The sequence below is a fragment of the Paenibacillus sp. FSL W8-1187 genome, assembly GCF_037965485.1.
In the GTDB taxonomy this organism is placed as follows: Bacteria; Bacillota; Bacilli; order Paenibacillales; family Paenibacillaceae; genus Paenibacillus_O; species Paenibacillus_O pasadenensis.
The window spans coordinates 2690972-2715007 of record NZ_CP150181.1; the positions used below are offsets into that span (position 1 = coordinate 2690972).

The window sequence follows — 24036 nt, forward strand, 5'->3', positions numbered from 1 at the left end:
TTAACGGGGACGCGGATACGCGTCCTTTTTGATATGCTGGTTGCGAGAGAGGGAACCGTATCTTTGCGGACGGCAGGGGACATTCCCGAATTGTGGGTAATATGCTTGGAGATGGCCTAAAGGAGATGAAACAATGAAAGCTGCACGCAAGCGGCTCCGCAGGCTGGGGACGGTCCTGGCCGGAGCCGGAATGGCCGTATTCCTGGCCGGGTGCGAAAATGCGATCGTCCTCGATCCGAAAGGACCGGTCGCGGAAATCCAGAAGGACCTCATCTGGATCTCCGTCCTTCTGTGCGCCGTCGTCGTCGTGCCGGTGCTGGCGATTTTCGCCTATATCGTCTGGAGGTACCGGGACAAGCCGGACAACAAGGCGCCTTACGAGCCGAACTGGTCGCACAGCACGAAGCTCGAGGCGATCTGGTGGACGATTCCGATCATCATCGTCGCGCTGCTCGGCTACTTCACGGTGCGCGACACGTACAAGCTGATCAAGCCGCCGGCCGAGACGGCGCATGTCGAGCCGGTCACGATCCAGGTCACGTCGATGGACTGGAAATGGCTGTTCCAGTATCCCGACCAGGGGATCGCGACGGTCAACTACCTGAACATCCCGGAAAAGACGCCGATCCAGTTCGTCCTCACCTCCAACTCAGCGATGAACTCGTTCTGGGTTCCGCAGCTGGGCGGCATGATGTATACGATGCCGGGAATGGCGATGCGGATGTGGCTGCAGTCCGACGGCACGGGCGAGTATTACGGTTCCGGCGCCAACTTCTCCGGCAGCGAGTTCGCCAAGATGAACTTCAAGGTCACGTCGATGACGCAGGACGATTTCGACGCCTGGATCGAGAAGTCCAAGCAGGAGCCGGCGAAGCTGGACCATAAGGCTTATCAGCAGCTGGCCGTGAAGGGCACCGCGCCGATCCAGACGTTCGGGGACCTCGAGCCGACGCTGTTCAACTCGATCGTCATCCAGAACGGCGGCCATCACCATCCGGCGAACGGCCTCGACATCCGGGGCGCGTTCCCGGTGAAGAAAGACAAGCAGGACAGCTCCGCCGGCGGCAGCCAGGCGGCTGATTCCGCGGCGTCCGGCGATCAGCCGGACTCGAGCCAATAGGCGGCAAGGGGAGGAAATAGATCCATATGTGGGATTCCATCAAAGAGTTCGCCGGCGATTTCTTCGTCACGGGCGATCCGCTCATTTACGGCGCGGACGTATCGATCGCGCTCGTCAGCGTCGCGATCGTCTTTGTCCTGACCTACTTCAAGAAATGGAAGTGGCTCTGGACGGAATGGCTGACGACGGTCGACCATAAGAAGATCGGCATCATGTATCTGATCGCGTCGCTGCTCATGCTGTTCCGCGGCGGGGTGGACGCCCTGCTCATGCGCACGCAGCTGGCTTTGCCGGAGGTCGAGTTCCTCCAGGCGGACCACTACAACGCGATCTTCACGACGCACGGCACGATCATGATCCTGTTCATGGCGATGCCGATGATGTTCGCGCTGTTCAACATGGTCGTGCCGCTGCAGCTCGGCGCGCGCGACGTCGCGTTCCCGTTCCTGAACGCGCTCAGCTTCTGGCTGTTCCTGTTCGGCGCGATGCTGTTCAACATCAGCTTCGTCATCGGGGGCTCGCCGGACGCCGGCTGGCTCAGCTATCCGCCGCTCTCCGAGCTCTCAGGCAGTCCGGGCAGAGGCCAGGACTTCTACATCTGGGGCATCCAGATCTCCGGCATCGGCTCCTTGATGACCGGCATCAACTTCATCGTCACGATCCTGAAGATGCGCGCGCCGGGCATGAAGCTCATGAAGATGCCGCTCTTCTCCTGGTCCGTGCTGTCTTCCTGCATCACGATCCTGTTCGCCTTCCCGATCCTGACGGTGACGCTGGCGCTGCTGTTCCTCGACCGCTACTTCGGGGCGCACTTCTTCACGCTGGACGGCGGCGGCATGTCCATGATGTACGTCAACCTCATCTGGATGTGGGGACATCCCGAGGTGTACATCGTCGTCCTGCCGGCGTTCGGCATCTTCTCCGAGATCGTCGCGACGTTCTCGCGCAAGACGATCTTCGGCTACAAGTCGATGGTGTTCGCGATGATGGTCATCAGCGTGCTCAGCTTCTTCACCTGGGTCCATCACTTCTACACGATGGGCTCGAGCGCGGACGTCAACTCCTTCTTCGCCATCTCGACGATGGCGATCGCGATTCCGACCGGGGTCAAGGTGTTCAACTGGCTTTTCACGATGTATCGAGGGCGGATCAGCTTCGAGCTGCCGATGCTGTGGACGATGGGCTTCATTCCCTGCTTCCTCGTCGGCGGCGCGACCGGCGTCATGCTGGCCGTCGCTCCGGCCGACTTCCAGTACCACAACAGCTACTTCCTGATCGCCCACTTCCACCAGGTGCTCATCGGCGGCGTCGTGTTCGGCTATCTCGCCGGCATCTACTACTGGTGGCCGAAGCTGTTCGGCTTCAAGCTCGACGAGAAGCGCGGACGGTGGGGCTTCTGGACGTGGAACATCGGTTTCTACCTGTGCTTCTTCCCGCAGTACTTCCTCGGCCTCGACGGCATGACGCGCCGCGTCTACACGTACGAGTGGGACCGCGGCTGGGCTGCGCTCAACTTCACGAGCACGATCGGCGCGTTCCTGATGGGCCTCGGCTTCATCTTCCAGGTGTGGCAGATCGCCTGGAGCGTGCGCAACGGCCAGCGCGACAAGACCGGCGACATCTGGAACGGCCGCACGCTGGAGTGGTCGATTCCTTCGCCGCCTCCGGCCTACAACTTCGCGGTCGTGCCGCAGGTGCGCAAGGTCGACGACTGGTGGCATGAGAAGGAAGACCGGGCTAAAGGCATCGAGCGGCCGAAGCAGGAACTCGAGCCGATCCACATGCCGAAAAACTCGGGCATCCCGTTCATCATGTCCGGCTTCTGGTTCCTCGTCGGATTCGGCTTCACGTTCGACTGGATCTGGATGGTCATCATCGGCTTCCTGGGCGTGTTCGGCAGCCTGTATGCCCGCTCGTTCACCTATGACGTGGACTATTACATCCCGGTGGACGAAGTCAAGAGAACGGAACAGAAGCTAAGGGGGGCGACGAGATAATGGCGCAGCACATCGTATCGCCTGAAGTGCACGAGCACCATACGCAAGAACAGGAGTCGCTCAAGACAGCCGGATTCTGGCTGTTCCTCGTCTCCGACGTCCTGCTGTTCGGAACGCTGTTCGCGGTCTACGTCGTCCTCGTAGGCCACACGAACGGCGGTCCGACCGGCAAGGAGCTTTTCGAGATTCCGATCTTCGTCGCCTCGACGTTCATCCTGCTCACCTCCAGCTTCACGAGCGGGATCGCGGTGCTGCAGATGCAGGCGAACAAGCTCAAAGGCACGATCTTCTGGCTCGTCATGACGCTGCTGCTCGGCGGGGCGTTCCTCTTCCTCGAGATCGAGGAGTTCATGACGATGGTCCACGAAGGCGCGAACATCGGCACGAGCGCGTTCCTGTCGGCGTTCTTCACGCTGGTCGGCACGCACGGCATCCACGTGACGATGGGCATCTTCTGGTGCATCGGCCTGATCCTGCAGCTGCGCAAGCGCGGCATCACGACCGTCACGAAGCGCAAGATCACGAACTTCAGCCTGTACTGGCACTTCCTCGACGTCATCTGGATCTTCCTCCTCTCGGTCGTCTATCTGATGGGGGTGATGTAAGATGAGCCAGCATTCGTCCAACCATGGCCACGGCCACCACGAGGAGCACAGCCACGGCTCGATGAAGTCGTACTCGATCGGCTTTCTCCTGTCGATCGTGCTGACGATCATTCCGATGGTCGTCGTGTTCAACGGGCTGCTGGAGCGCACCGCCACGCTGCTCGTGATCCTCATTACCGCGGTCGCGCAGCTGCTCGTGCAGCTGATCTTCTTCATGCACATTCGCGAAGCGGATAAGCCGAGGTACAACCTCATGGCGCTCGTGCTCGGCGGGATCATCGTCATTACGATCGTCGCCGGCTCCGTTTGGATCATGTCCTTCAACTCGGTCGTGCAGTAGCAAGCGCGCGTGCGAGCCGCCCGTCTCCGCCAGCCGGAGACGGGCTTTTTCCATAGAGGACGTCCTCGCGGCGGCGCGGCAGGGACGGGCGGAGCCCGGTCTTATTTGGAGCATGGGTGGAGAAGCGCGGGAAGATGTGGTAAGCTGTCAACTAAAGGAAGGATGGGGCGGAAGGATCCACCAGCCACCCTCCAGACAGGAGAAGGCAGCCGCACCGCATCTTAGGGGAAAGGGTACGTTCCATATGAAACGAAAATTTTCCGATCGGGCCAACTGGCGGCGTATCCTGCGCAGAAGCTACACTTGCCTGACGCTTGACGGCGACGACTTCCGAGGTCTCGTCACGTTCTACCGGATCCACGAGCTGCGGGAGCCGCTGTGGAAGGAATACAACGGGCGCCGGCTCTGCCTGGCCGACCGGGGCTATCTCTGGATGCAGCATTTCCCGCGGGGCGAGCATTTCGTCGTCACGACGATGTTCGACGACAAGGGCAAGGTCGTGCAATGGTACATTGACATCTGCAAAACGCAAGGCTTGACCGACCAGCAGGTTCCGTGGTTCGACGACCTGTACCTGGACATCGTCGTGCTGCCGTCGGGCGAAGTGTACCTGATGGACGAGGATGAGCTGGAGGACGCGGTTCTCGGCGGGGACATCACGCGCAAGGAGGCGGCGATGGCCCGCAAGACGGCCGGACGCCTGCTCGCCTCGATCAAGAACGGCCGCTTCCGCTACTTCACGCTCAGCCTCCGCCACCGCAAGACGCTCGCGGAGCGGCTCGGAGAGGTCAGCGAATCATGAGCCGTCCCCCGGGTCCGCCCGCTCCCCGCAAGGGAAGCGGGCTCAAGGACAGCTCTAGCGGACCGGCGCGAAAGGGCGCGGCCGCCGGCAAGCCGAAGGCCGGAAGCAAGCAAAAGGCGGCGGTCCGCGCGAAGCGGCGGCCGACCCGCAAAGCAAGAGGAGGCGGCCTCGCAGGCCGTCTTTTGCGCGTTATGCTGATCGCGCTGTCTGTCGGCGTCCTGGCAAGCGGCTGGCTGCTCTGGCAGATCACCCATTACGATCCTCCGAATCCCGTGCCGCAGCGGCAGGCCGCGATCGTGCTCGGCGCGGCGCTCTGGAACGACCGCCCCAGCCCCGGCCTGCAGGAGAGGCTGGATCAGGCGCTCCGGCTGTACGAGGCGGGGCGGGTGGACAAGCTGATCGTCTCGGGCGGCCTCGACCGCAACGGCTCGAAGCTGACGGAGGCGCAGGGGATGCGGCTCTATCTCGTCGACAAAGGCGTGCCGAAGGAGGATATCCTCCTGGAGAACCGCGCGACGAGCACGTACGAGAATCTCGTGTTCAGCCGCGAGGCAGGGGAGAAGAACGGCCTTTCCTCCTACCTGATCGTCACGCATGAGTACCACGCGCCGCGGGCGCTGGACATGGCCCGCTTCCTCGGCTTCGACGATCCCGTCGTCAGCTCGGTCAAGTCCAAGGTGCTCAGCGCCTCGCGCAACCAGACGCGGGAGGTGCTGGCGTACGGCAAGTGGAAGCTGGACAAGCTGCTGCTGCTGATCGGCCTCAAAGCGCCTTAAATCCGTTCATACCGCTTCTTTGTCCCGAATACGCTTAGGAGAGCGAAACGTACCAGAAGGGACAGTGATGCCGCAGATGAACGGACACGCCGCTTCGGGAGCCAAGGGCTCCCGGCCCTCCCGCCAGATCAATGTCGTGCTGCGCCATCATGAGACGTACGGTCTCGGGGCATCGGCTCCGGCGCTGGCCGGCGTCGATGCGCCTCACGAACCGGCTGCGGCTCTGCCGCGTCCGGCCGCGGTGCCGCCCTCGGCGGACCCTTATCTCGAGATCCAGAAGGAATTGGAGCCTATGGTCGGCATGGAGGGCGTGAAGTCCCTCATCTACGAGATCTATGCTCTGCTGCTGATCAGTCAGATGCGGACCGAAGCCGGCCTCTCCGGAGGCGCTCAGGTGTACCATATGATCTTCAAGGGCAACCCCGGCACCGGCAAGACGACGATCGCCCGCATCGTGGCGAAGCTGTTTCAGAAGATGGGGCTGCTGTCCAAGGGACATCTGATCGAGGTGGAGCGAGCCGATCTCGTGGGCGAGTATATCGGCCATACGGCGCAAAAGACGCGAGATCTCGTCAAAAAGGCGCTCGGCGGCGTGCTGTTCGTCGACGAGGCGTACAGCCTGGCGAGAGGCGGAGAAAAGGACTTCGGCAAGGAAGCGATCGATACGCTCGTCAAGGCGATGGAGGACCATCGCAGCCAGTTCGTGCTCATCCTTGCCGGCTATCCGCTGGAGATCGAGCATTTCCTGATGACGAACCCGGGGCTGCCCTCGCGCTTCCCGATCCAGATCGACTTCCCGGACTATACCGTCGACCAGCTCATCCAGATCGCCGAGCTGATGGCCAAGGACCGCGATTACGCCCTCATGCCGCAGACGGTGTTCAAGCTCAGGACGCATCTGATGCAGGAAAAGACGGCGACGCTGTATTCGTTCAGCAATGCGCGCTACGTGCGCAATCTCATCGAGAAGGCGATCCGCCATCAGGCGGTGAGGCTGCTGAACCAATACGCCTCCTCGAGTCCGGGCAGGCAGGAGCTGATGAGCCTCCGTCCGGAGGATATGCGATGGGACGGCAAAGGAAAGCCGGACGGCTGAGCCGGGCGGCGCGAGAGGCGCGCCCGGAGGGGCCGGCCGCAAGGAGGAATCGGGCTTCGCCGGCTGCGGCCGGCGGGGCTCTTTTCCTGCGGAGTACAACCGAAATGAAGGAGCGGAACTTACAACGATGATGGACAACCTGATGAAGCTCGCCCGCGAGGCCGAGGATAGGATGGAGGCGCGGTTCAAGGAGCTGGACCGCATGGCGGAGGAGAACCAGTGGAAGGTGATCCGGGCCTTTCAAAAATTCCGCGTGAGCGACTTCCACTTCAACGGCTCGACAGGCTACGGCTACAACGACCGCGGACGCGAGGTGCTCGATCTCGTCTATGCGGAGGTGTTCGGCGCGGAGGCGGCGCTCGTGCGGCCGCATTTCGCCTCGGGCACCCATACGATCAGCTGCGCGCTGTTCGGCCTGCTGCGGCCCGGCGACGAGCTGCTGTACCTGACCGGACGGCCGTACGACACGCTGCATAAAGTGATCGGCAAGCCGGGCGACGGCACCGGATCGCTGCAGGACTTCGGCATCGGCTATCGGGAAGCGGCGCTGACGCCGGAGGGCGACGTCGACTGGGAGCTGGCGGAGCGCCTGATCGGACCGAGCACGAAGGTGGTCGGCATCCAGCGCTCGCGCGGCTACGACTGGCGGGCGTCGTTCACCGTCGAGCGGATCGGCGAGATGATCCGGCGGGTAAAGGCGATCAAGCCGGATGTGCTCGTCTTCGTCGACAACTGCTACGGCGAGTTCACCGAGCGGCTGGAGCCGACGCAGGTCGGAGCCGACCTGATCGCCGGCTCGCTCATCAAAAACCCGGGCGGCGGACTCGCGGCGACCGGCGGCTACGTCGCGGGCACGGCCGCGGCCGTGCAGGCGGCGTCATACCGCCTCACCGCGCCGGGCATCGGCGGGGAGGTCGGCGCGATGCTCGGCACGCTGCGCGCCATGTACCAAGGGCTGTTCCTCGCGCCGCATCTGGTCGGCCAGGCGCTCCGAGGGAGCGTGCTGGCGGCCGGCCTGTTCGAGCGGCTCGGCTTCGAGACGTCGCCGCGCTGGGACGAGCCCCGCACCGACCTCATCCAGGCGATCCGCTTCGGCCGTCCGGAAGCGCTGACGGCGTTCGTGCAGGGCATCCAGGCGGCTGCGGCCGTCGACTCGCATGTCGTGCCCGAGGCATGGGACATGCCGGGCTACGAGCATCCCGTCATCATGGCGGCGGGCTCGTTCATCCAGGGCGGCAGCCTCGAGCTGTCGGCCGACGCGCCGATCCGCGAGCCTTACATCGCCTACATGCAGGGCGGCCTGACCTATGCCCATGTCAAGCTTGGCCTGCTGCAATCGCTGGAGCGTCTGGCCAAGCAGGATATAATTGTAATGTAAACTCACACAAGAACCTCACATCGGTTGACACCTTCATGTCCTGCAGGTACAATAAGCTCATCCCTTATCGAAACTGGAAGGTTGATGTGAACATGGCTGACGATATACGCCGCAATATGGCGCTGTTCCCGATCGGGATCGTAATGAAGCTGACCGACTTGACCGCGCGTCAGATCCGCTACTACGAGCAGCATGAGCTGATCGTGCCGGCGCGGACTTCCGGCAACCAGCGTCTGTTCTCCTTCAACGACGTCGAGCGCCTGCTCGAGATCAAGTCGCTGATCGAGAAGGGCGTGAATATCGCCGGCATCAAGCAGGTCATGAATCCGGTATCCAAGGAATCCGAGGAAGCGACCGTCATGACCGAAATTTCCGAGGTTCGCCGCCGCGAGCTCAGCGACTCGCAGCTCCGCCTGCTGCTCAAGCAGCAGCTGCAGGAGAAGCGCCCCGGCAAGGCTTCCCTCATCCAGGGCCAGCTCAGCCGCTTTTTCAACAACAAACGATAACCGAGTCCTATTCCCGACCACCTACTCTACTGCGAGGAGCCGATATTCGTGAGCTATACGAAAGATGACATCACCCGCATCGCCCAGGAGCAGAACGTCCGCTTCATCCGCCTGCAATTCACCGATCTGCTCGGCACGATCAAAAACGTGGAGATTCCGGTCAGCCAGCTTGAAAAAGCGCTCGACAACAAAATGATGTTTGACGGATCTTCCATCGAAGGTTATGTCCGCATCGAGGAATCCGACATGTACCTGTATCCGGATCTGAGCACCTGGGTCGTTTTCCCCTGGGTGACGCAGGATCGCGTCGCGCGCCTCATCTGCGACATCTACATGCCGGACGGCACGCCGTTCGCGGGCGACCCGCGCGGCATCCTCAAGCGCGCGCTCAAGGAAGCCGAGGAGATGGGCTTCACGGCGATGAACGTCGGTCCGGAGCCGGAATTCTTCCTGTTCAAGACGAACGAAAAAGGCGAGCCGACAACCGAGCTCAACGACCAGGGCGGCTACTTCGACCTGGCGCCGATGGATCTCGGCGAGAACTGCCGCCGCGAGATCGTGCTGACGCTCGAGGAGATGGGCTTCGAGATCGAGGCTTCCCACCACGAGGTGGCTCCGGGACAGCATGAGATCGACTTCAAGTACGCCGACGCGATCAAGGCGGCGGACCAGATCCAGACGTTCAAGCTTGTCGTCAAGACGGTCGCCCGCCAGCACGGCCTGCATGCGACGTTCATGCCCAAGCCGCTGTTCGGCGTGAACGGCTCCGGCATGCACTGCCACCAGTCGCTGTTCCGCGGCAGCGAGAACGCGTTTTATGACGAGAGCGACGCGCTCGGCCTGAGCGCGACGGCGCGCCAGTACATGGCCGGAGTGCTGCGCCATGCGCGCGCGATGGCCGCCATCACCAACCCGACGGTCAACAGCTACAAGCGGCTCGTGCCGGGCTACGAAGCTCCGTGCTACGTCGCTTGGTCGGCGAGCAACCGCAGCCCGATGATCCGCATCCCGGCGTCCCGCGGCCTCAGCACGCGCGTCGAGGTGCGCAATCCGGATCCGGCGGCCAACCCGTACCTGGCGCTGGCGGTCATGCTGAAGGCCGGCCTGGACGGCATCAAGAACAAGTATCCGCTGCCGGCTCCGACCGATCGCAACATCTACGTCATGACCGACGAGGAGCGCCTGGATGAAGGCATCCCGAGCCTGCCGGAAGACCTGCGCGAGGCGCTCACGGAGCTGCTCCGCAGCGAGATCGTCACCGAGGCGCTCGGCGACCATGCGCTGGCCCACTTCTACGAGCTCAAAGAGATCGAATGGGACATGTACAAGACGCAAGTGCATGAGTGGGAGCGCGATCAGTACCTGACGCTGTATTGATGAGGGCTTAGCAAGATGAAGATCATCATCGACGATTTGAACGGCCCCGAGATCCAGGCGCTGATCGCCGAGCATCTGCGCGACATGGCGGACAGCTCTCCGCCGGAGAGCGTCCATGCGCTCGATCTGAGCGGCTTGAAAAAGCCGGAGGTCACCTTTTGGAGCGTGTGGGAGGACGGCGAGCTGCTCGGCTGCGGAGCGCTCAAGCAGCTCGATGCCCGTCACGGAGAGCTGAAGTCGATGCGGACGGCATCCCGTCATCTGCGCAAGGGCGTGGCGCGGGCGCTCGTGGAGCATATCATCGGCGAAGCGCGCCGCCGCGGCTACGAGCGGCTCAGCCTGGAGACCGGCTCGATGGAGTCTTTCTTCCCGGCCCAGAGGCTTTATGCTTCGTTCGGATTCGTCGAATGCGGTCCGTTCGCGAGCTATGTACTGGACCCGAACAGCCTGTTCATGACCAAGGAGCTGGCGTAGGCGGACTCGGCTGCGCGCTTGCGTCAGCCAGCCGCGATGCTTGAAGCAAGCGGTTCAGCATGATAAAAAAGAGCGTTGTCCCTTTTGCGGACAACGCTCTTTTTTGGCTTTGCTCAAGGAGCGGAAGGCTCGCCGTCCTCATAGACGACCTCCAGCGCCATGTTTTCGTCATAATTGCCGAAGCCTTTGCCGAACAGCGTCATGCCTCCGCGATGGACGGCATCCTCTTCGACGGACAGACGCAGCGTCCATTCGCGGCGGCGCAGCTCGATATCCTGCAGCCGCACCTCGGACAGCTTGAGTCCGTCCATGAACGTCCCGTCGCCGGTGACGCGCAGCTGCTTGAGCAAGCCGTATTGATTCGTGAACGGCGACCACCATTCGGGCGTGAACTTGCCGGGCCGATCGCCGTAATCGCCGGGGCTTGTCCAGGTGCACAGCTTGACGCCGTTCAGCGTGAAGGTGATGTCCGAAGGGAAGTGGTTGTTCGTCGAGGGCGCCTCCGAAGCGACCTCGAGCGTCAGCGTGAGCTCAAGCGGCCTTTGGCTGGACAGCAGATAGTTCGGCGCTTTGTATTCGACAAAGCCCTTGCCGCCGAACCAGAGGATCGCGGCGGAGATGCGGCCCGGCTCCCAGAAGTAGCGCGGATCGTCGAAGCTGCCGATGACGCTTTCCGTCGTGGCGAGGCCGCATGTCGGCTCGATGCGGAAGTCCGAGTAATGTCCGACCGGCAGCTCGATCCGGTGGCTCTTGCGGCGGACGGGAGGCAGGTCGTCGGCAAACCGGACCTGCAAGGAGCGGGCGGCAGGCTGGCATATTTTCTGCACGCCGCTTTTGCCTGGAACGAGCTCGTAACGGAGCAGTCCCGCTTCGGCAAGCTTGCGCACATGCATCGTCATGATGGCGCTGGACAGGCTGCAGGCGGCCGCCAGCTCCTTGACGTTCATCGGCTTGTCCTGAAGCAGCCGCAGGATGCGCAGCCGGACCGGACTGGCCAGCGCCTCGTAGACAGGCAAGGAAGCCTCGGTCAGGTCAAGCGAGAGATCTTGTTCCATGGAATCGAATCCTTTTCAAGTCATTTTGTCTTCATCGTAAGGAAGCGGCGGATGAAATACAAGCAAGGCCTTGCCGCTGTGCAAAACACGTTGACGGATGGAAAGACGTTCCGTATACTATTCGCGTAGCTATTACTAGATTAATAATAACATTAATTAAAGGAGCGTCAACCATGACCGCAAAAGGCATTTTGAATCTGGACATCCAAAAAGGCAAGATCGACCGAAATGTATACGGGCATTTTTCGGAGCATCTGGGCCGCTGCATCTACGAGGGCCTCTGGGTCGGCGAGGACTCGCCCATTCCGAATACGAACGGCATCCGCAACGATGTCGTGGAAGCGCTTAAACAGATCCGGGTTCCGGTGCTGCGCTGGCCGGGAGGCTGCTTCGCGGACGAGTACCATTGGAAGGACGGCATCGGCTCGCGCGAGAAGCGCAAGCGCATGATCAACACGCATTGGGGCGGCGTTGTCGAGAACAACCATTTCGGGACGCATGAATTCATGGAGCTGTGCCGGCAGATCGGCTGCGAGCCTTACATCAACGGCAACGTCGGCAGCGGCACGGTGCAGGAGATGGCCGAATGGGTGGAGTACCTGACCTTCGAGGGCGTCTCCCCGATGGCGGAGCTGCGCGCGGAAAACGGCCGCGAGGAGCCGTGGAAGGTGGCGTACTTCGGCGTCGGCAACGAGAACTGGGGCTGCGGAGGCAACATGCGGCCGGAGTATTATGCCGATCTGTACCGCCGCTACCAGACCTATGTCCGCAACTACGGCGGCAACCGGATCGAGCGCATCGCTTGCGGCGCGAATTCCGACGACTATCGCTGGACCGAGGTGCTCATGCGCGAGGCGGGACGATTCATGGACGCGCTGACGCTTCATTACTACACGCTGCCGCGCGACAGCTGGCAGGACAAGGGCGACGCGACCGGCTTCGACGAGGCGGAGTGGTTCTCCACGCTCCGGAAGTCGCTCCGCATGGACGAGCTGATCACGCGCCACAGCGCGATCATGGATCAATATGATCCGGATGCCCGAGTGGCGCTCATCGTCGACGAATGGGGAACCTGGTACAACGTCGAGCCGGGCACGAACCCGGGCTTCCTGTATCAGCAGAACACGATCCGCGACGCGCTGGTCGCATCGCTGACGTTCCATATTTTCCACGAGCATAATCGCCGCGTGCGGATGGCGAACATCGCGCAGACGGTCAACGTGCTGCAGGCGGTCGTACTGACGGAGGGAGACAAGGCGCTGCTGACGCCGACTTATCATGTGTTCGACATGTACAAGGTTCATCAGGATGCCGAGCGGCTGGATCTGCAGCTGACGAGCGGCAGCTATCGCTTCGGCGAGGAAGAGATTCCGGCGGTCAGCGGAACGGCGACCCGCGACCAGGAAGGGAACGTCCACATCAGCCTCTGCCATCTCGATCCTCATGCTTCGGCAGAGACGACGCTGTCTCTGCGCGGCCTGCAGGATGGCGGCAGCTGGTCGGGCCTCGTGCTCGCCGGAGACAGCATCGACGCGCACAACACGTTCGAGCATCCGGAGCGCTTGCGTCCGGAGGCGTTCGACGGCTTCAAGCGGCAGGGCGAGGAGCTGGTCGTGACGCTGCCGCCGATGTCGGTCGTGACGCTGAAGCTGAGCGCGCCGGCCCAAGCCTGACGCAGCATGGCCGATACCGACTGCAAGGGCTGCCGGGAAGGCTACCGGGTGACCGAGGCGCAGATGCAGAGGCTGCTTGCGACGTCGGCATTCGCCCCGGACAAGCGGGTCGAGGCGGCGACCTATGAGCGCCGCCTCGAGGCCTGCCGATCGTGCGCGAAGCTGGAGGATGGAGTCACTTGCCGGGCCTGCGGCTGCATCATGCCCGTTGTCGCCTGGCTGCGAGCGCGCGAATGTCCTTTGCCGGGGCAGCGGCGCTGGGCGAGCGAGCCATAGCGGCGACGGGCAGTTAGACGGGAGGAACGGCTCCGGCAGCTTGGACCGGGCGATCGGGCAGGATCGCCGGTTCGGCTGCGGAGCCGTTTTTTTTGCTGCCGTCCTTCCGGTCTATCGCTCTCGACGTCCGCATATGCTGAGTCCGAGAGAATCGGCAACGGAAGGGAGTGACATGCATGAGCTCGTCCCGCAGGCGGGTCCCGCCCGGACCGCTGCCGCCATCGGCGCTATCCCGAACGGCCGGCGTCATGCTGCCGCTGTACCGGGAGTTCCTGCGCAGCAGGAAGTTCGCCGAACGCTGGTGCGAAGCGGTGCGCGAGGCGGATCTCGACACGCTGCTGAAGCTGCTCGGCCGGTTCGTGCCGCGCCGGGACATCCAATCGTTCAGCACGAACGGCATCGGCTTTTTCGCGGATGTGCGGGTCGCGGAGCCGTTCGGGCATTATACCAACGCGACGACGATCGTGCCCGGCATGGCGCAGTTCACCTTTCAGCCGGAAGCGCTGCGGCTCATCAGCCGTGCGATCCTGCCGCTTTATCGGAGGCTGTCGTCGAATCCGGCCTATGCGCGGCTGGTCGCGCTGGCGGTCAGCCGCAGCGACGAGGGGAGGCTGAAGCGCCTCGTGCTGCCTTATGCCCGAAGCCGCTATCTTGCCGGCATCCATATCGAGAGCGCGGGCTTTTATATGAGCTTCAAGCTGCCGGGAAGCCGCCTCGTCTATGTGAATGAATTTTTCCAGGAGAAGCTTCGTTGAACGCCGCCTCGGCATCGCGAAAAACGAGAACCTTTGACAAAAAAGCGCGCACTCTGTCGGAGTGCGCGCTTCGTTGAATAAGGGCGGAAGCGGCTGGGTAATGAAGGAAACTCGGCGCCGTCAGGCCTCTCGGGACGAGCGGCCGGAAAAGGGCGGACAAGCTCAGTGGATGTCGCGGAACAATCCGATCACCTTGCCGAGGATGCTGACATTTTTGAGCCGGATCGGCTCCATCGAGGCATTTTCGGGCTGCAGGCGGATGTGGTCCTTCTCTTTGTAGAAGGTCTTGACGGTGGCCTCGTCATCCTCCGTCATCGCGACGACGATGTCGCCGTTGGTCGCGGAGGACTGCTGGCGGACGATGACGTAATCGCCGCTATGTATGCCGGCCTCGATCATGCTGTCGCCGATGACGCTGAGCATGAACACGTCATGGTCGCCGACGAAATGGGCCGGGAGGGGGAAGTACTCCTCGATGTTCTCCGTAGCGGTGATCGGCATGCCGGCCGTGACCTTGCCGACGACCGGAATCTTGCTGACCGCGGTCGGGAAGGGCAGCTCCGTCGGGGAATCGCCGTCAAGGATCTCGATCGCGCGCGGCTTGGTCGGGTCGCGGCGGATCAGGCCTTTCTTCTCCAGGCGGTCGAGATGGCCGTGGACGGTCGAGCTGGATGCCAGCCCTACCGCTTCGCCGATCTCGCGGACCGAAGGCGGGTATCCCTTGTCGCGGACTTCGTTTTTGATGAAGTCGAGAATCGCCTGCTGGCGGTTGGACACTTTAGACATCGCACTCACTCCAAGAATAGGTATAGTAGACCATACGCGTTTTCAAAAGTATACCACAGAACCCGAGTTCGTACAAACATAAGTTCGAGAAACAGCTGTTCGCCCGATCGATCGCAGGGAAGGGAACAAATGTTCCAAAATGCCGTTGACGGAAACAAGCGTTCGTGCTAATCTGAAGCCAGAACAAATGTTTGGGGAGTGGATTTCATGTTGACATTATCGGGATACAGCAGTCCAAGACAAGCCGCATCTTCGCCGTACGACGGCGGGCTCTCGCCCATGACCTCCGATATGGACCGCGCCGCGAGCCAGCTCCGCCGCGCATCCTCTGCCCGTGCCGGCGCCGGGCCGCGGCGTGCCGCCGCGAGCCGCGAGCGGGCTTCGTTCCGGCCGGCTTCCTCATGGACGGTCCGCCGCCTGCTGCCGTGGACGGTCTCGGCGCTGCTGCTTGTCCTGCTTCTCGTCAGCCTCTGGGGCGTCGGCGGAGCCGAGGGAGCCGAGATCGCTCCGGCTGGACCGGACGAAGGAACCGTAGTCGTGACCGCCGGCGATACGCTCTGGTCGATCGCCTCCGCTCACGCCATCGCCGCCGATACCCGGGAGGGCGTCTATCGCCTTCAGAAGCGCAACGGCCTCGCTTCCCCGTCGATCGAGCCAGGCGACACGCTCATCATTCCGGCCACCCGCTGACCTTCGGCCTATGCTGCGGCCTCCCCCCATAATGAGAGACTCCCCATTCAGCCCTCCGGCCTCCGCCTGAGGGCCGGGCTGCTTTCTTGACATGTCTTCCCTCATCGTTCAAAGTGAGAAGGAAAAGCATTTTTCGGTCGAGGGGGGAGGAATCGGAAGTGGATATCAATGCGCTGATCAACCGGATCAACGAGCTGTCCCGCAAGGATAAGACGATCGGACTCACGCCCGATGAAGTCATAGAGCGCACCCGCCTGCGCAAGGAATACCTGGACAATTTCAAGCGCAATTTCAGGCAGCAGCTGGACAGCATCGAATGGACGGACGGACCGGAGAAGGAGAAGGAGGAATAGCATGGAATACCGTCTTCTTGGCCGCAGCGGCCTCGTCGTCTCGGAGCTGTGCCTCGGGACGATGACGTTCGGCCATACCGCGTCGGAATCCGACAGCGCGCGCATGATCGAGGAATTCCGCGAGCAGGGCGGGAACTTCCTCGATACCGCGAACGTATATGTGCAGGGCCGCTCGGAGGAGATCGTCGGACGCGCGATCAAGCCGTATCGGGACGAGATCGTGCTCGCGACGAAGGTGCGGATGCGCACCGAGCCCCATGTCAACGGCGTCGGCTTGTCCCGCAAGCATATCGTGCAGAACGTAGAGGCAAGCTTGAAGCGGCTCGGCACGGACTATATCGATCTTTATCAGGTGCATGTGTGGGACCGCCTCACTCCGCTCGACGAGACGCTGCGCGCGCTCGACGATCTCGTGGCCGCCGGCAAGGTGCGCTACATCGGCTGCTCCAACTATCTCGCCTGGCAGATGATGAAGGCGCTCTCCATCAGCGATGCGAGGGGCTGGTCGCGCTTCGTAAGCGTGCAGCCTCAATACAGCCTCGCCTGCCGGGACATCGAGCGCGAGCTGGTGTCGCTCAGCCTGGAGGAGAATGTCGGCATCATTCCGTGGGCGCCGCTTGCAGGGGGCTTCCTGACCGGCCGCTACGGCAAGGACAAGCCGACGGAAGGCCGGCTGTCCCGTCCGTCGGGAGAGAGCGCATGGGAGCTGCGGGCGACCGACCGCAACTTCGCCATCCTGGACAAGCTTCAGGAGATCGCCGAGGCGGCGGGGCGGACCCCGGCCCAGACGGCGCTGCGCTGGCTTATCCAGGCGCCCGGCGTCGTCTCGCCGATCTTCGGCGCCAGCACGCTGGAGCAGTTCCGCGACAACATGGGCGCCGCGGGCTGGACGCTGCAGCAGGACGCCTGGGCGGAGCTGGACGAGGCGAGCCGCCTGCCGGACGATTATCCGACGCGCTTCATCCGCAAGTTCGACCGCGGCCTGATCCCGGCCGAATGACGTGCGGGCCGCGCGCGGCCCGCTTCAACGAGTAGAAAAGAATTCTAGATGGAGGTCATCCGATTTGTCACGCTCCTGGGAACGCAAGGTGCGCCGGAATTCGGCGCAGCTCAACAAGAATTTGAAAAAAAGAGGCATCGATCCGATCGCGGCGAAAAGCTCTGCCGCCAGCTCGAGCGCGACGACGCGCTTCAAGGGCCGCAACTTCATCTCGCCGATCCTGCTGCTGCTGTTCGTCGGCGCCTATACGCTGCTGATGCCGATGCAGGTTCAGGAAGACGGCACGAGCCAGACGTTGAGTTGGTTCGTCGTCGCCGCATACGCGTTCCTCGCGCTGATGTTCTTCGTGCGGCGCCCGTACCTGCAGGTCGGAGCGGATCATGTGCAGACTCGCCGCATGATGGGGGACAAACGTCTTGGCAAGGATGAGATCAAAAGCATCATGGTGCAAAAGGGATATGTCGTCATCCAGCCGGCAAAAGGCGGCAACTGGGTGTTCTCGCGCTTGATGAACCGCTATCCGGTCGAGCAGATGGGCGAACGGCTGGAGAAGCTGGCTGCGGCGCACGGCATTCCTTTCCAAAAAAGCTAGCCTAGACAATTCGGACGAGTGCCGGGGGGAGACGGGAACATGGCGAAACAAGCGGTTCTATTCGATTTGGACGATACGCTGCTCTGGGACGAGCGCAGCGTGGAGGAGGCCTTCCGCGCCACATGCGAGCTCGCCGAGGCGAAGCGGGGAGTCGATCCCGCCAGCCTGGAGCGGGCGGTTCGCGAGGCGGCGCGGGAGCTGTACAGCTCCTTTGAGACGTTTGAGTTTACCAAAAGCATCGGCATCAACCCGTTCGAGGGGCTCTGGGCGCGCTTCAGCGGCGGCGAGCATGAGTCGTTCCGCAAGCTGGAGCAGCTCGCGCCGGGCTACCGTCGGGAATCGTGGACGCGCGGTCTGGCCGCGCTCGGCGTGGACGATCCGGAGCTCGGAGCCGAGCTGGCGGAGAAGTTCCCCGAGGAGCGGCGCAAGCGCCCGATCGTGTATGAGGAGACGTTCGAGGTGCTGGACGCGCTCAAAGGCAAGTACAAGCTGCTGCTGCTGACGAACGGCACGCCGGATCTGCAGGAGGAGAAGCTGCTCGGCGTGCCGGAGCTGACTCCTTATTTCGACGAGATCGTCATCAGCGGCAACTATGGCATCGGCAAGCCGGACGCCAGCCTGTTCCGCCATGCGCTGGAGCTCATCGGCGTGCAGCCCGAGGATGCGGTCATGGTCGGCGACAAGCTGACGACGGATATCCTCGGCGCCAATACGATCGGCATGACGAGCATCTGGGTCAATCGCGACGGCAAGACGCGCTCGGACGAAATCGTGCCGCAGCATGAGATCTCGCGGCTCGACCAGCTGCTTCAGCTGCTCGGCTGAGGGAAGTGCCATGCGGACCCGCGGGTCCGCAATGCCGTTCGACCGCATGAGTCCAATGGGCCGCATGGGCCGGCGGGACTCATGCGGCCGCGGCGGTCGGCGGGACTCATGCGGCCGCGGCGGTGTGCCCTCCGCGCCGGCCGATTCCATCGCACAGCAAAAGCGCCTGCTCCGCAAGGGAGCAGGCGCTTTTTCATCGTTGTGCCGCAGGAATGGAATCAGGCCTTTTGAAACTCCGGATCGGAGTAGTCATGCGCGATCCAGCCGTCCTTCTCGATGAACAGGCGCACGGCGACGATCTTGCGGTTGTCCATCAGCGTGAAGAAATGGGGCTTGTTCTCCGGTACGGAGATGACATCGCCCGCCTCGAGCTCGACGTCGAAGTAGCCGACATCGTCCGTGCCCTTGATGATGAAGATGCCGCGTCCGGCTGTAATGGCGCGGATCTCGTCCTCGGTATGCGTATGGACGTTCTCGAACTTGGCGAGCAGCTCCTCGATGTTCGGCGTCGCCTCGGACAGCGTGATGATGTCCCAGATCTGATAGCCGCGGCGGCTTGCCAGATCGCGGATCTCGGCATCGTACGTCTCGAGGATGCGGGCTTTCTCCTCATCGGTCAGGACGAACTTCTCGCGCAGCGATTCGTCCAGCTTGTCCGGATTCCAATGCTCGTACAGCACTTCCTGCGAATCCAAAAATGCTTTGACCTGCTCCTCGCCGGAGATGCGCTCGTCCGTATTGCGGATGCGAATTTCAGCCATGGCTAATTCCCTCTTTTCCTATGGGCATGTATTGGATAAGCTTATACCCTCTATTATAAATCAACTTGCACAGCTTGTCGATGAGAGTTCTTTTCACTCGGCTCTTCTTCTGCTACACTAAACGGTAATGATTTTTGGGGGGAAGGGTGTAGAGAATTGTCGAAGCCGACTTTGCATGAAATGCTGGAAAAGCGCATCCTGATCATGGACGGAGCGATGGGCACGATGATCCAGCAGGCGGATCTCCGTCCCGAGGATTTTGGCGGCGAGGAGCTCGACGGCTGCAACGAGATGCTCGTGCTGACGCGTCCGGACGTCATCCGATCCATCCATGAGCAGTACCTCGAGGCGGGCGCGGATCTGATCGAGACGAACACGTTCGGCGGAGCCAGCATCGTGCTGGCCGAGTACGACATTCCCGAAAAGGCGCGCGAGATCAATCTGGCCGCCGCCCGGATCGCCCGCCAGGCGGCGGATCGCTTCAGCACGCCGGAGCATCCTCGCTTCGTCGTCGGCGCGATCGGGCCGACGACGAAAACGCTGTCGGTGACCGGCGGCGTCACCTTCGACGGCCTCGTCGAGAGCTACCGCGAGCAGGCGCTCGCGCTGATCGAAGGCGGCGTCGACGCGATGCTGCTGGAGACGAGCCAGGATACGCTCAACGTCAAGGCCGGCAGCATCGCCATCCGCGAAGCGTACGAGCTGGCGGGCGTGAAGCTGCCGCTCATGATCTCGGGCACGATCGAGCCGATGGGCACGACGCTGGCCGGTCAGAACATCGAGTCGTTCTACATCTCGCTGGAGCATCTGGAGCCGATCTCGATCGGCCTCAACTGCGCGACCGGACCGGAGTTCATGCGCGACCATATCCGTACGCTGAGCGACATCGCCCATGCGGCGATCAGCTGCTATCCGAACGCCGGCCTGCCGGACGAGAACGGCCAGTACCATGAATCGCCGCAGTCGCTCGCGCTCAAGATGGGCGCCTTCGCCGAGCGCGGCTGGCTCAACATCGCCGGCGGCTGCTGCGGCACGACGCCGGCCCATATCCGCGCGCTGGCGGAGACGATGGCCGGCTACGCCCCCCGGCAGCGGAAAGGCTCGCACGCCCCGGCCGTGTCCGGCATCGAGACGGTCTACATCGAGCCGGACAACCGGCCCTACATGGTCGGCGAACGCACGAACGTGCTCGGCTCCCGCAAGTTCAAGCGGCTGATCGTCGAGGGCAAGTACGAGGAGGCGGCGGAAATCGCCCGCGCCCAGGTCAAGAAAGGCGCGCATGTCATCGACGTCTGCCTGCAGGACCCGGATCGCGACGAAAGCGAGGACATGCGGCGCTTCCTGGAAATCGTCGTCAAGCTCGTCAAGGCGCCGCTCGTCATCGACACGACCGATCCTGCCGTCATCGAGCTGTCGCTCAAGTACTCGCAGGGCAAGGCGATCATCAACTCGATCAACCTGGAGGACGGGGAAGAGAAGTTCGAGGCGGTCGTGCCGATCCTGCACAAGTACGGCGGCGCCGTCGTCGTCGGCACGATCGACGAGCGCGGCCAGGCGATCAAGCGGGAGGACAAGCTGGCGGTCGCGCAGCGCTCCTACGACCTGCTCGTCGGCAAGTACGGGCTGCAGCCGGAGGACATCATTTTCGATCCGCTCATGTTCCCGGTCGGCACCGGCGACGAGCAGTACATCGGCTCCGCCGAGGAGACGGTCGAGGGCATCCGGCTCATCAAGCAGGCGATGCCGCGCTGCCATACGATCCTCGGCATCAGCAACATCAGCTTCGGCTTGCCGGAGGCCGGCCGCGAGGTGCTGAACTCCGTCTACCTGTACGAATGCACCAAGGCGGGCCTCGACTACGCGATCGTCAACACGGAGAAGCTCGAGCGCTACGCTTCGATCCCCGAGCATGAGCGCAAGCTGGCGGAGGATCTCATCTACCGGACGAACGACGAGACGCTCGCCGCCTTCGTCGCCGCCTTCCGCGAGAAGAAGGTCGAGCGGAAGGAGAAGAAATCGAGCCTGCCGCTCGACGAGCGCCTCGCGTCCTATGTGGTGGAGGGGACGAAGGAAGGGCTGTTCGCCGACCTCGACGAAGCGCTGCTCGCGCAGGCTCCGCTCGAGATCATCAACGGTCCGCTCATGAAGGGCATGGACGAGGTCGGCCGGCTGTTCAACAACAACGAGCTGATCGTAGCCGAGGTGCTGCAGAGCGCGGAGGTGATGAAGGCGTCGGTCGCCCATCTGGAGCCGTTCATGGAGAAGAACGAGTCGTCGGTCAAGGGCAAGATCATCCTGGCGACCGTCAAGGGCGACGTGCACGACATCGGCAAGAACCTCGTCGAGATTATTCTTGCCAATAACGGGTATCATATCGTAAACCTGGGCATCAAGGTGCCGCCGGAGCAGCTGATCGAAGCGCAGCGCCGGGAAAAGGCCGATGCGATCGGCCTCTCCGGCCTGCTCGTCAAGTCGGCTCAGCAGATGGTCGTCACCGCGCAGGATCTCCGGAATGCGGAGATCGACGTGCCGATCCTTGTCGGCGGCGCGGCGCTGACCCGCAAGTTCACGAAAACCCGGATCGGACCGGAGTACGACGGCCTCGTCCTGTATGCCAAGGATGCGATGGACGGCCTCGACATCGCCAACAAGCTGATGAACAAGGATCACCGCGCGGCGCTCGAAGCCGAGCATGCGGAGCAGAAGGCGTCCGGAGCGGTCGCCGTCGAGGAAAAGCCGCAGCTGCCGCAGCTGACGCGCGCGGTCCGCAGCAAGATTTCGCAGGACGCGCCGGTATTCGTGCCGCCGGATCTGGAGCGCCATATCCTCCGCAGCGTGCCGATTCCGCAGATCGTGCCGTATGTGAACATGCAGATGCTGCTCGGCCACCATCTCGGCGTGCGCGGCAAGGTCGAGGAGCTGCTCGCGCAGCGGGACGAAAAGGTCGTCGCGCTCAAGGAGACCGTCGACGGCATTCTCGCCGAAGCGGCGCGGGACGGCATCATCCAGGCGCATGGCATGTACCGGTTCTTCCCGGCGCAATCGGACGGAAACGATATCGTCGTCTACGATCCTCAGGACCAAGCGAAGGTGCTGAAGCGCTTCAGCTTCCCGCGCCAGCAGGTGGAGCCTCATCTTTGCCTCGCCGACTATTTGCGCAGCGTCGAGAGCGGCGAGATGGACTACGTCGGCTTCCTCGTCGTGACGGCGGGAGCGGGCGTGCGGGATTTGGCGGGCGAGTGGAAGGACAAGGGCGACTACCTGCGCTCCCATGCGCTGCAGGCGGTGGCGCTCGAGGTGGCCGAGGGACTCGCCGAACGCGTCCATCACATGATGCGCGACGTCTGGGGCTACCCCGATTCGCCGGAGATGACGATGAAGCAGCGGCATGGAGCGCGCTACCAGGGCATCCGCGTGTCGTTCGGCTATCCGGCTTGTCCGAATCTCGAGGATCAAGGGCCGCTGTTCGAGCTGATGCATCCGGAGGATATCGGCGTCGAGCTGACCGAAGGCTTCATGATGGAGCCGGAGGCTTCGGTTTCCGCCATGGTGTTCGCGCATCCGGAAGCGCAGTACTTCAACGTAGACAAAGCTTGAGCCGAAACCAAGGCGAGCCGCTTGCGGACGCATCCGGAGGGAAGGAAAGGAGGAGGGAGCGATGGAGCTGACGTTTCTAGGCACGGGGGCGGGAAGGCCGTCGCGGCAGCGCAACGTCACCGCCATGGCGCTGACGCTGCCTCCGCCTCGCTGCTCGGCATGGCTGTTCGATTGCGGGGAGGCGACACAGCATCAGCTCATGAACACGCCGATCAAGATCAGCCGGATCGAAGCCGTGTTCATCACGCATCTGCACGGCGATCATGTAAACGGCTTGCCCGGCCTGCTGAGCAGCCGCTCCTACCATCCCGGGGCCGGCCCGCTGCGCCTGTTCGGGCCGACGGGGCTCAAGGCCTATCTCGAGGCCGTCTTCAGCGCGACCTACTCGCATCTGGAGTACGAGCTGATCGTAACCGAGCTGGTCGAAGGCGTCGTTTATGAAGAGGACGATTACACGGTAGAGGCGTATCCGCTGCAGCATCGGGTTCCTTGCTGGGGCTACCGCCTTACGGAAAAAGACCGCCCGGGAGCGCTGGACGCCGAGAAGGCGCGCGCGCTCGGCGTCCCGTTCGGCCCGCTGCTCGGCCAGCTCAAAAACGGCCGCGACGTCCGCCTGCCGGACGGGCGGACCGTGCGCAGCTCGGACGTCACGGCTCCCGACCGCAAAGGCCGGGTCATCACGATCCTCGGCGACACGGTGCCCTGCGATAACATCGCGCGGCTCGCGGCGAACGCCGACCTGCTCGTGCACGAGGCGACGTTCCAGGGCGACATGGCCGAGAAAGCCGCCGCCTACGGGCATTCGACGACGCTGCAGGCGGCGGAGGCGGCGCGGCAGGCCGGGGCGAAGCGGCTGTACATGACGCATTTCAGCAGCCGCTACCGCGACGAGGACATGGACGGCCTCGTCGCCGAGGCGCGGACGCTGTTCCCGGAAAGCTATGCGGGAGCGGATCTGCTTGCGATCGAAGTGCCGAGGCCCGGGGAGCCGGAGACGGACGGGACCTGCTGAGCGAGCCTTCCGGCCTTGCGGCGCAGCTTGAAGCGATTGATGTCGGCTTCCTTCGGGGAGCCGATTTTTTTGCCTTTCCTCCGTTCGAACCCCGTTAATCATTAACCTCGTTAAAATTGGATGGGATTAATTCGATGCCGAGGAAAGGATTGCGGGCCGAACATGCATTCTGTACAATAGAAAGACTTGA

At 62.8% G+C, this 24036-nt stretch carries 24 protein-coding genes; 21 read left to right on the plus strand and 3 right to left on the minus strand.

Annotation, left to right across the window (positions count from 1 at the left end; translation table 11 throughout):
* The first annotated feature begins 133 nt into the window (after positions 1 to 133).
* The 11 genes from qoxA (at position 134) to NYE40_RS11670 (ending at position 10471) form a co-directional block, all read left to right on the plus strand.
* Positions 134 to 1120 carry a cytochrome aa3 quinol oxidase subunit II gene (gene qoxA, locus NYE40_RS11620; RefSeq protein ID WP_043111151.1) on the plus strand — a complete coding sequence of 329 codons (987 nt, stop codon included), beginning with the start codon at positions 134 to 136 and terminating at the stop codon, positions 1118 to 1120.
* Positions 1121 to 1146: 26 nt separating this feature from the next.
* A complete protein-coding gene (locus tag NYE40_RS11625) occupies positions 1147 to 3117 on the plus strand; it encodes a cbb3-type cytochrome c oxidase subunit I (protein ID WP_028598358.1) in 1971 nt (656 codons plus the stop codon).
* Positions 3117 to 3722: a cytochrome c oxidase subunit 3 gene (locus NYE40_RS11630; RefSeq protein WP_028598357.1), complete on the plus strand. Its 606-nt coding sequence runs from the start codon at positions 3117 to 3119 to the stop codon at positions 3720 to 3722. Before NYE40_RS11625 ends, NYE40_RS11630 begins: the two co-directional genes overlap by 1 nt.
* A 1-nt stretch (position 3723) precedes the next feature.
* Positions 3724 to 4062 carry a cytochrome o ubiquinol oxidase subunit IV gene (gene cyoD / locus NYE40_RS11635; protein WP_028598356.1) on the plus strand — a complete coding sequence of 113 codons (339 nt, stop codon included), beginning with the start codon at positions 3724 to 3726 and terminating at the stop codon, positions 4060 to 4062.
* A gap of 244 nt (positions 4063 to 4306) precedes the next feature.
* The gene (locus NYE40_RS11640) at positions 4307 to 4864 is read left to right on the plus strand and encodes a DUF402 domain-containing protein (RefSeq protein ID WP_028598355.1); all 558 of its coding nucleotides are present in this window, start codon (positions 4307 to 4309) and stop codon (positions 4862 to 4864) included.
* Complete coding sequence (locus tag NYE40_RS11645; RefSeq protein ID WP_228551448.1) at positions 4861 to 5640, plus strand: YdcF family protein; 780 nt, start codon at positions 4861 to 4863, stop codon at positions 5638 to 5640. Before NYE40_RS11640 ends, NYE40_RS11645 begins: the two co-directional genes overlap by 4 nt.
* Before the next feature lie 76 nt (positions 5641 to 5716).
* Complete coding sequence (locus NYE40_RS11650) at positions 5717 to 6736, plus strand: AAA family ATPase (protein WP_028598354.1); 1020 nt, start codon at positions 5717 to 5719, stop codon at positions 6734 to 6736.
* A 127-nt stretch (positions 6737 to 6863) separates the two neighbouring features.
* Positions 6864 to 8114 carry a methionine gamma-lyase family protein gene (locus NYE40_RS11655; protein WP_028598353.1) on the plus strand — a complete coding sequence of 417 codons (1251 nt, stop codon included), beginning with the start codon at positions 6864 to 6866 and terminating at the stop codon, positions 8112 to 8114.
* A gap of 92 nt (positions 8115 to 8206) precedes the next feature.
* The gene (locus NYE40_RS11660; protein WP_028598352.1) at positions 8207 to 8620 is read left to right on the plus strand and encodes a MerR family transcriptional regulator; all 414 of its coding nucleotides are present in this window, start codon (positions 8207 to 8209) and stop codon (positions 8618 to 8620) included.
* 48 nt (positions 8621 to 8668) lie between these two features.
* The gene (gene glnA, locus NYE40_RS11665) at positions 8669 to 9997 is read left to right on the plus strand and encodes a type I glutamate--ammonia ligase (RefSeq protein ID WP_028598351.1); all 1329 of its coding nucleotides are present in this window, start codon (positions 8669 to 8671) and stop codon (positions 9995 to 9997) included.
* Between the two features lie 15 nt (positions 9998 to 10012).
* A complete protein-coding gene (locus NYE40_RS11670; protein WP_028597638.1) occupies positions 10013 to 10471 on the plus strand; it encodes a GNAT family N-acetyltransferase in 459 nt (152 codons plus the stop codon).
* A 113-nt stretch (positions 10472 to 10584) separates the two neighbouring features.
* Here the strand turns inward: NYE40_RS11670 and NYE40_RS11675 are convergent, their stop codons facing one another.
* Positions 10585 to 11526 (minus strand): helix-turn-helix domain-containing protein, encoded by a 942-nt coding sequence (locus NYE40_RS11675; protein WP_028597639.1) that lies wholly within the window; start codon positions 11524 to 11526, stop codon positions 10585 to 10587.
* 173 nt (positions 11527 to 11699) lie between these two features.
* Here NYE40_RS11675 and NYE40_RS11680 point away from each other — a divergent pair, with 173 nt between their 5' ends.
* From NYE40_RS11680 to NYE40_RS11690, 3 genes are all read left to right on the plus strand, one after another.
* On the plus strand, positions 11700 to 13199 hold the full coding sequence (locus NYE40_RS11680) for an alpha-N-arabinofuranosidase (RefSeq protein ID WP_028597640.1): 1500 nt from the start codon (positions 11700 to 11702) through the stop codon (positions 13197 to 13199).
* 63 nt (positions 13200 to 13262) lie between these two features.
* The gene (locus NYE40_RS11685) at positions 13263 to 13475 is read left to right on the plus strand and encodes a DUF6171 family protein (RefSeq protein WP_240478946.1); all 213 of its coding nucleotides are present in this window, start codon (positions 13263 to 13265) and stop codon (positions 13473 to 13475) included.
* A 176-nt stretch (positions 13476 to 13651) separates the two neighbouring features.
* Positions 13652 to 14230 (plus strand): hypothetical protein, encoded by a 579-nt coding sequence (locus NYE40_RS11690; protein WP_052332980.1) that lies wholly within the window; start codon positions 13652 to 13654, stop codon positions 14228 to 14230.
* A gap of 162 nt (positions 14231 to 14392) precedes the next feature.
* Here NYE40_RS11690 and lexA read toward each other — a convergent pair whose 3' ends face one another.
* Entirely contained in the window at positions 14393 to 15016 is a 624-nt protein-coding gene (gene lexA / locus NYE40_RS11695) for a transcriptional repressor LexA (RefSeq protein ID WP_028597642.1), read from the minus strand.
* A 207-nt stretch (positions 15017 to 15223) separates the two neighbouring features.
* Here lexA and NYE40_RS11700 point away from each other — a divergent pair, with 207 nt between their 5' ends.
* From NYE40_RS11700 to NYE40_RS11720, 5 genes are all read left to right on the plus strand, one after another.
* Positions 15224 to 15706, plus strand: a complete 483-nt coding sequence (locus NYE40_RS11700) for a LysM peptidoglycan-binding domain-containing protein (protein WP_084136657.1) — start codon at positions 15224 to 15226, stop codon at positions 15704 to 15706.
* A gap of 158 nt (positions 15707 to 15864) precedes the next feature.
* Entirely contained in the window at positions 15865 to 16059 is a 195-nt protein-coding gene (locus NYE40_RS11705; protein ID WP_028597643.1) for a DUF896 domain-containing protein, read from the plus strand.
* Between the two features lies 1 nt (position 16060).
* Positions 16061 to 17059 carry an aldo/keto reductase gene (locus NYE40_RS11710; RefSeq protein ID WP_028597644.1) on the plus strand — a complete coding sequence of 333 codons (999 nt, stop codon included), beginning with the start codon at positions 16061 to 16063 and terminating at the stop codon, positions 17057 to 17059.
* Between the two features lie 64 nt (positions 17060 to 17123).
* Positions 17124 to 17651 carry a hypothetical protein gene (locus NYE40_RS11715; RefSeq protein ID WP_028597645.1) on the plus strand — a complete coding sequence of 176 codons (528 nt, stop codon included), beginning with the start codon at positions 17124 to 17126 and terminating at the stop codon, positions 17649 to 17651.
* 39 nt (positions 17652 to 17690) lie between these two features.
* Entirely contained in the window at positions 17691 to 18476 is a 786-nt protein-coding gene (locus NYE40_RS11720) for an HAD family hydrolase (protein ID WP_028597646.1), read from the plus strand.
* Positions 18477 to 18694: 218 nt separating this feature from the next.
* Here the strand turns inward: NYE40_RS11720 and NYE40_RS11725 are convergent, their stop codons facing one another.
* Complete coding sequence (locus tag NYE40_RS11725; protein WP_028597647.1) at positions 18695 to 19237, minus strand: cupin domain-containing protein; 543 nt, start codon at positions 19235 to 19237, stop codon at positions 18695 to 18697.
* A 156-nt stretch (positions 19238 to 19393) separates the two neighbouring features.
* On the opposite strand from NYE40_RS11725, the gene metH reads away from it, so the two are divergent.
* A complete protein-coding gene (metH, locus tag NYE40_RS11730) occupies positions 19394 to 22834 on the plus strand; it encodes a methionine synthase (RefSeq protein WP_028597648.1) in 3441 nt (1146 codons plus the stop codon).
* A gap of 61 nt (positions 22835 to 22895) precedes the next feature.
* Positions 22896 to 23846 (plus strand): ribonuclease Z, encoded by a 951-nt coding sequence (rnz, locus tag NYE40_RS11735; RefSeq protein WP_028597649.1) that lies wholly within the window; start codon positions 22896 to 22898, stop codon positions 23844 to 23846.
* The last annotated feature ends 190 nt before the right edge of the window (positions 23847 to 24036 follow it).

Excerpts from the sequence above, each read along its gene's own strand:
- qoxA (WP_043111151.1), top strand. The coding sequence starts at position 134 with ATGAAAGCTGCACGCAAGCGGCTCCGCAGGCTGGGGACGGTCCTGGCC.
- NYE40_RS11625 (WP_028598358.1), top strand. The coding sequence starts at position 1,147 with ATGTGGGATTCCATCAAAGAGTTCGCCGGCGATTTCTTCGTCACGGGC.
- NYE40_RS11630 (WP_028598357.1), top strand. The coding sequence starts at position 3,117 with ATGGCGCAGCACATCGTATCGCCTGAAGTGCACGAGCACCATACGCAA.
- cyoD (WP_028598356.1), top strand. The coding sequence starts at position 3,724 with ATGAGCCAGCATTCGTCCAACCATGGCCACGGCCACCACGAGGAGCAC.
- NYE40_RS11640 (WP_028598355.1), top strand. The coding sequence starts at position 4,307 with ATGAAACGAAAATTTTCCGATCGGGCCAACTGGCGGCGTATCCTGCGC.
- NYE40_RS11645 (WP_228551448.1), top strand. The coding sequence starts at position 4,861 with ATGAGCCGTCCCCCGGGTCCGCCCGCTCCCCGCAAGGGAAGCGGGCTC.
- NYE40_RS11650 (WP_028598354.1), top strand. The coding sequence starts at position 5,717 with ATGAACGGACACGCCGCTTCGGGAGCCAAGGGCTCCCGGCCCTCCCGC.
- NYE40_RS11655 (WP_028598353.1), top strand. The coding sequence starts at position 6,864 with ATGATGGACAACCTGATGAAGCTCGCCCGCGAGGCCGAGGATAGGATG.
- NYE40_RS11660 (WP_028598352.1), top strand. The coding sequence starts at position 8,207 with ATGGCTGACGATATACGCCGCAATATGGCGCTGTTCCCGATCGGGATC.
- NYE40_RS11670 (WP_028597638.1), top strand. The coding sequence starts at position 10,013 with ATGAAGATCATCATCGACGATTTGAACGGCCCCGAGATCCAGGCGCTG.
- NYE40_RS11675 (WP_028597639.1), bottom strand. The coding sequence starts at position 11,526 with ATGGAACAAGATCTCTCGCTTGACCTGACCGAGGCTTCCTTGCCTGTC.
- NYE40_RS11680 (WP_028597640.1), top strand. The coding sequence starts at position 11,700 with ATGACCGCAAAAGGCATTTTGAATCTGGACATCCAAAAAGGCAAGATC.
- NYE40_RS11685 (WP_240478946.1), top strand. The coding sequence starts at position 13,263 with ATGCAGAGGCTGCTTGCGACGTCGGCATTCGCCCCGGACAAGCGGGTC.
- NYE40_RS11690 (WP_052332980.1), top strand. The coding sequence starts at position 13,652 with ATGAGCTCGTCCCGCAGGCGGGTCCCGCCCGGACCGCTGCCGCCATCG.
- lexA (WP_028597642.1), bottom strand. The coding sequence starts at position 15,016 with ATGTCTAAAGTGTCCAACCGCCAGCAGGCGATTCTCGACTTCATCAAA.
- NYE40_RS11700 (WP_084136657.1), top strand. The coding sequence starts at position 15,224 with ATGTTGACATTATCGGGATACAGCAGTCCAAGACAAGCCGCATCTTCG.
- NYE40_RS11710 (WP_028597644.1), top strand. The coding sequence starts at position 16,061 with ATGGAATACCGTCTTCTTGGCCGCAGCGGCCTCGTCGTCTCGGAGCTG.
- NYE40_RS11720 (WP_028597646.1), top strand. The coding sequence starts at position 17,691 with ATGGCGAAACAAGCGGTTCTATTCGATTTGGACGATACGCTGCTCTGG.
- NYE40_RS11725 (WP_028597647.1), bottom strand. The coding sequence starts at position 19,237 with ATGGCTGAAATTCGCATCCGCAATACGGACGAGCGCATCTCCGGCGAG.
- rnz (WP_028597649.1), top strand. The coding sequence starts at position 22,896 with ATGGAGCTGACGTTTCTAGGCACGGGGGCGGGAAGGCCGTCGCGGCAG.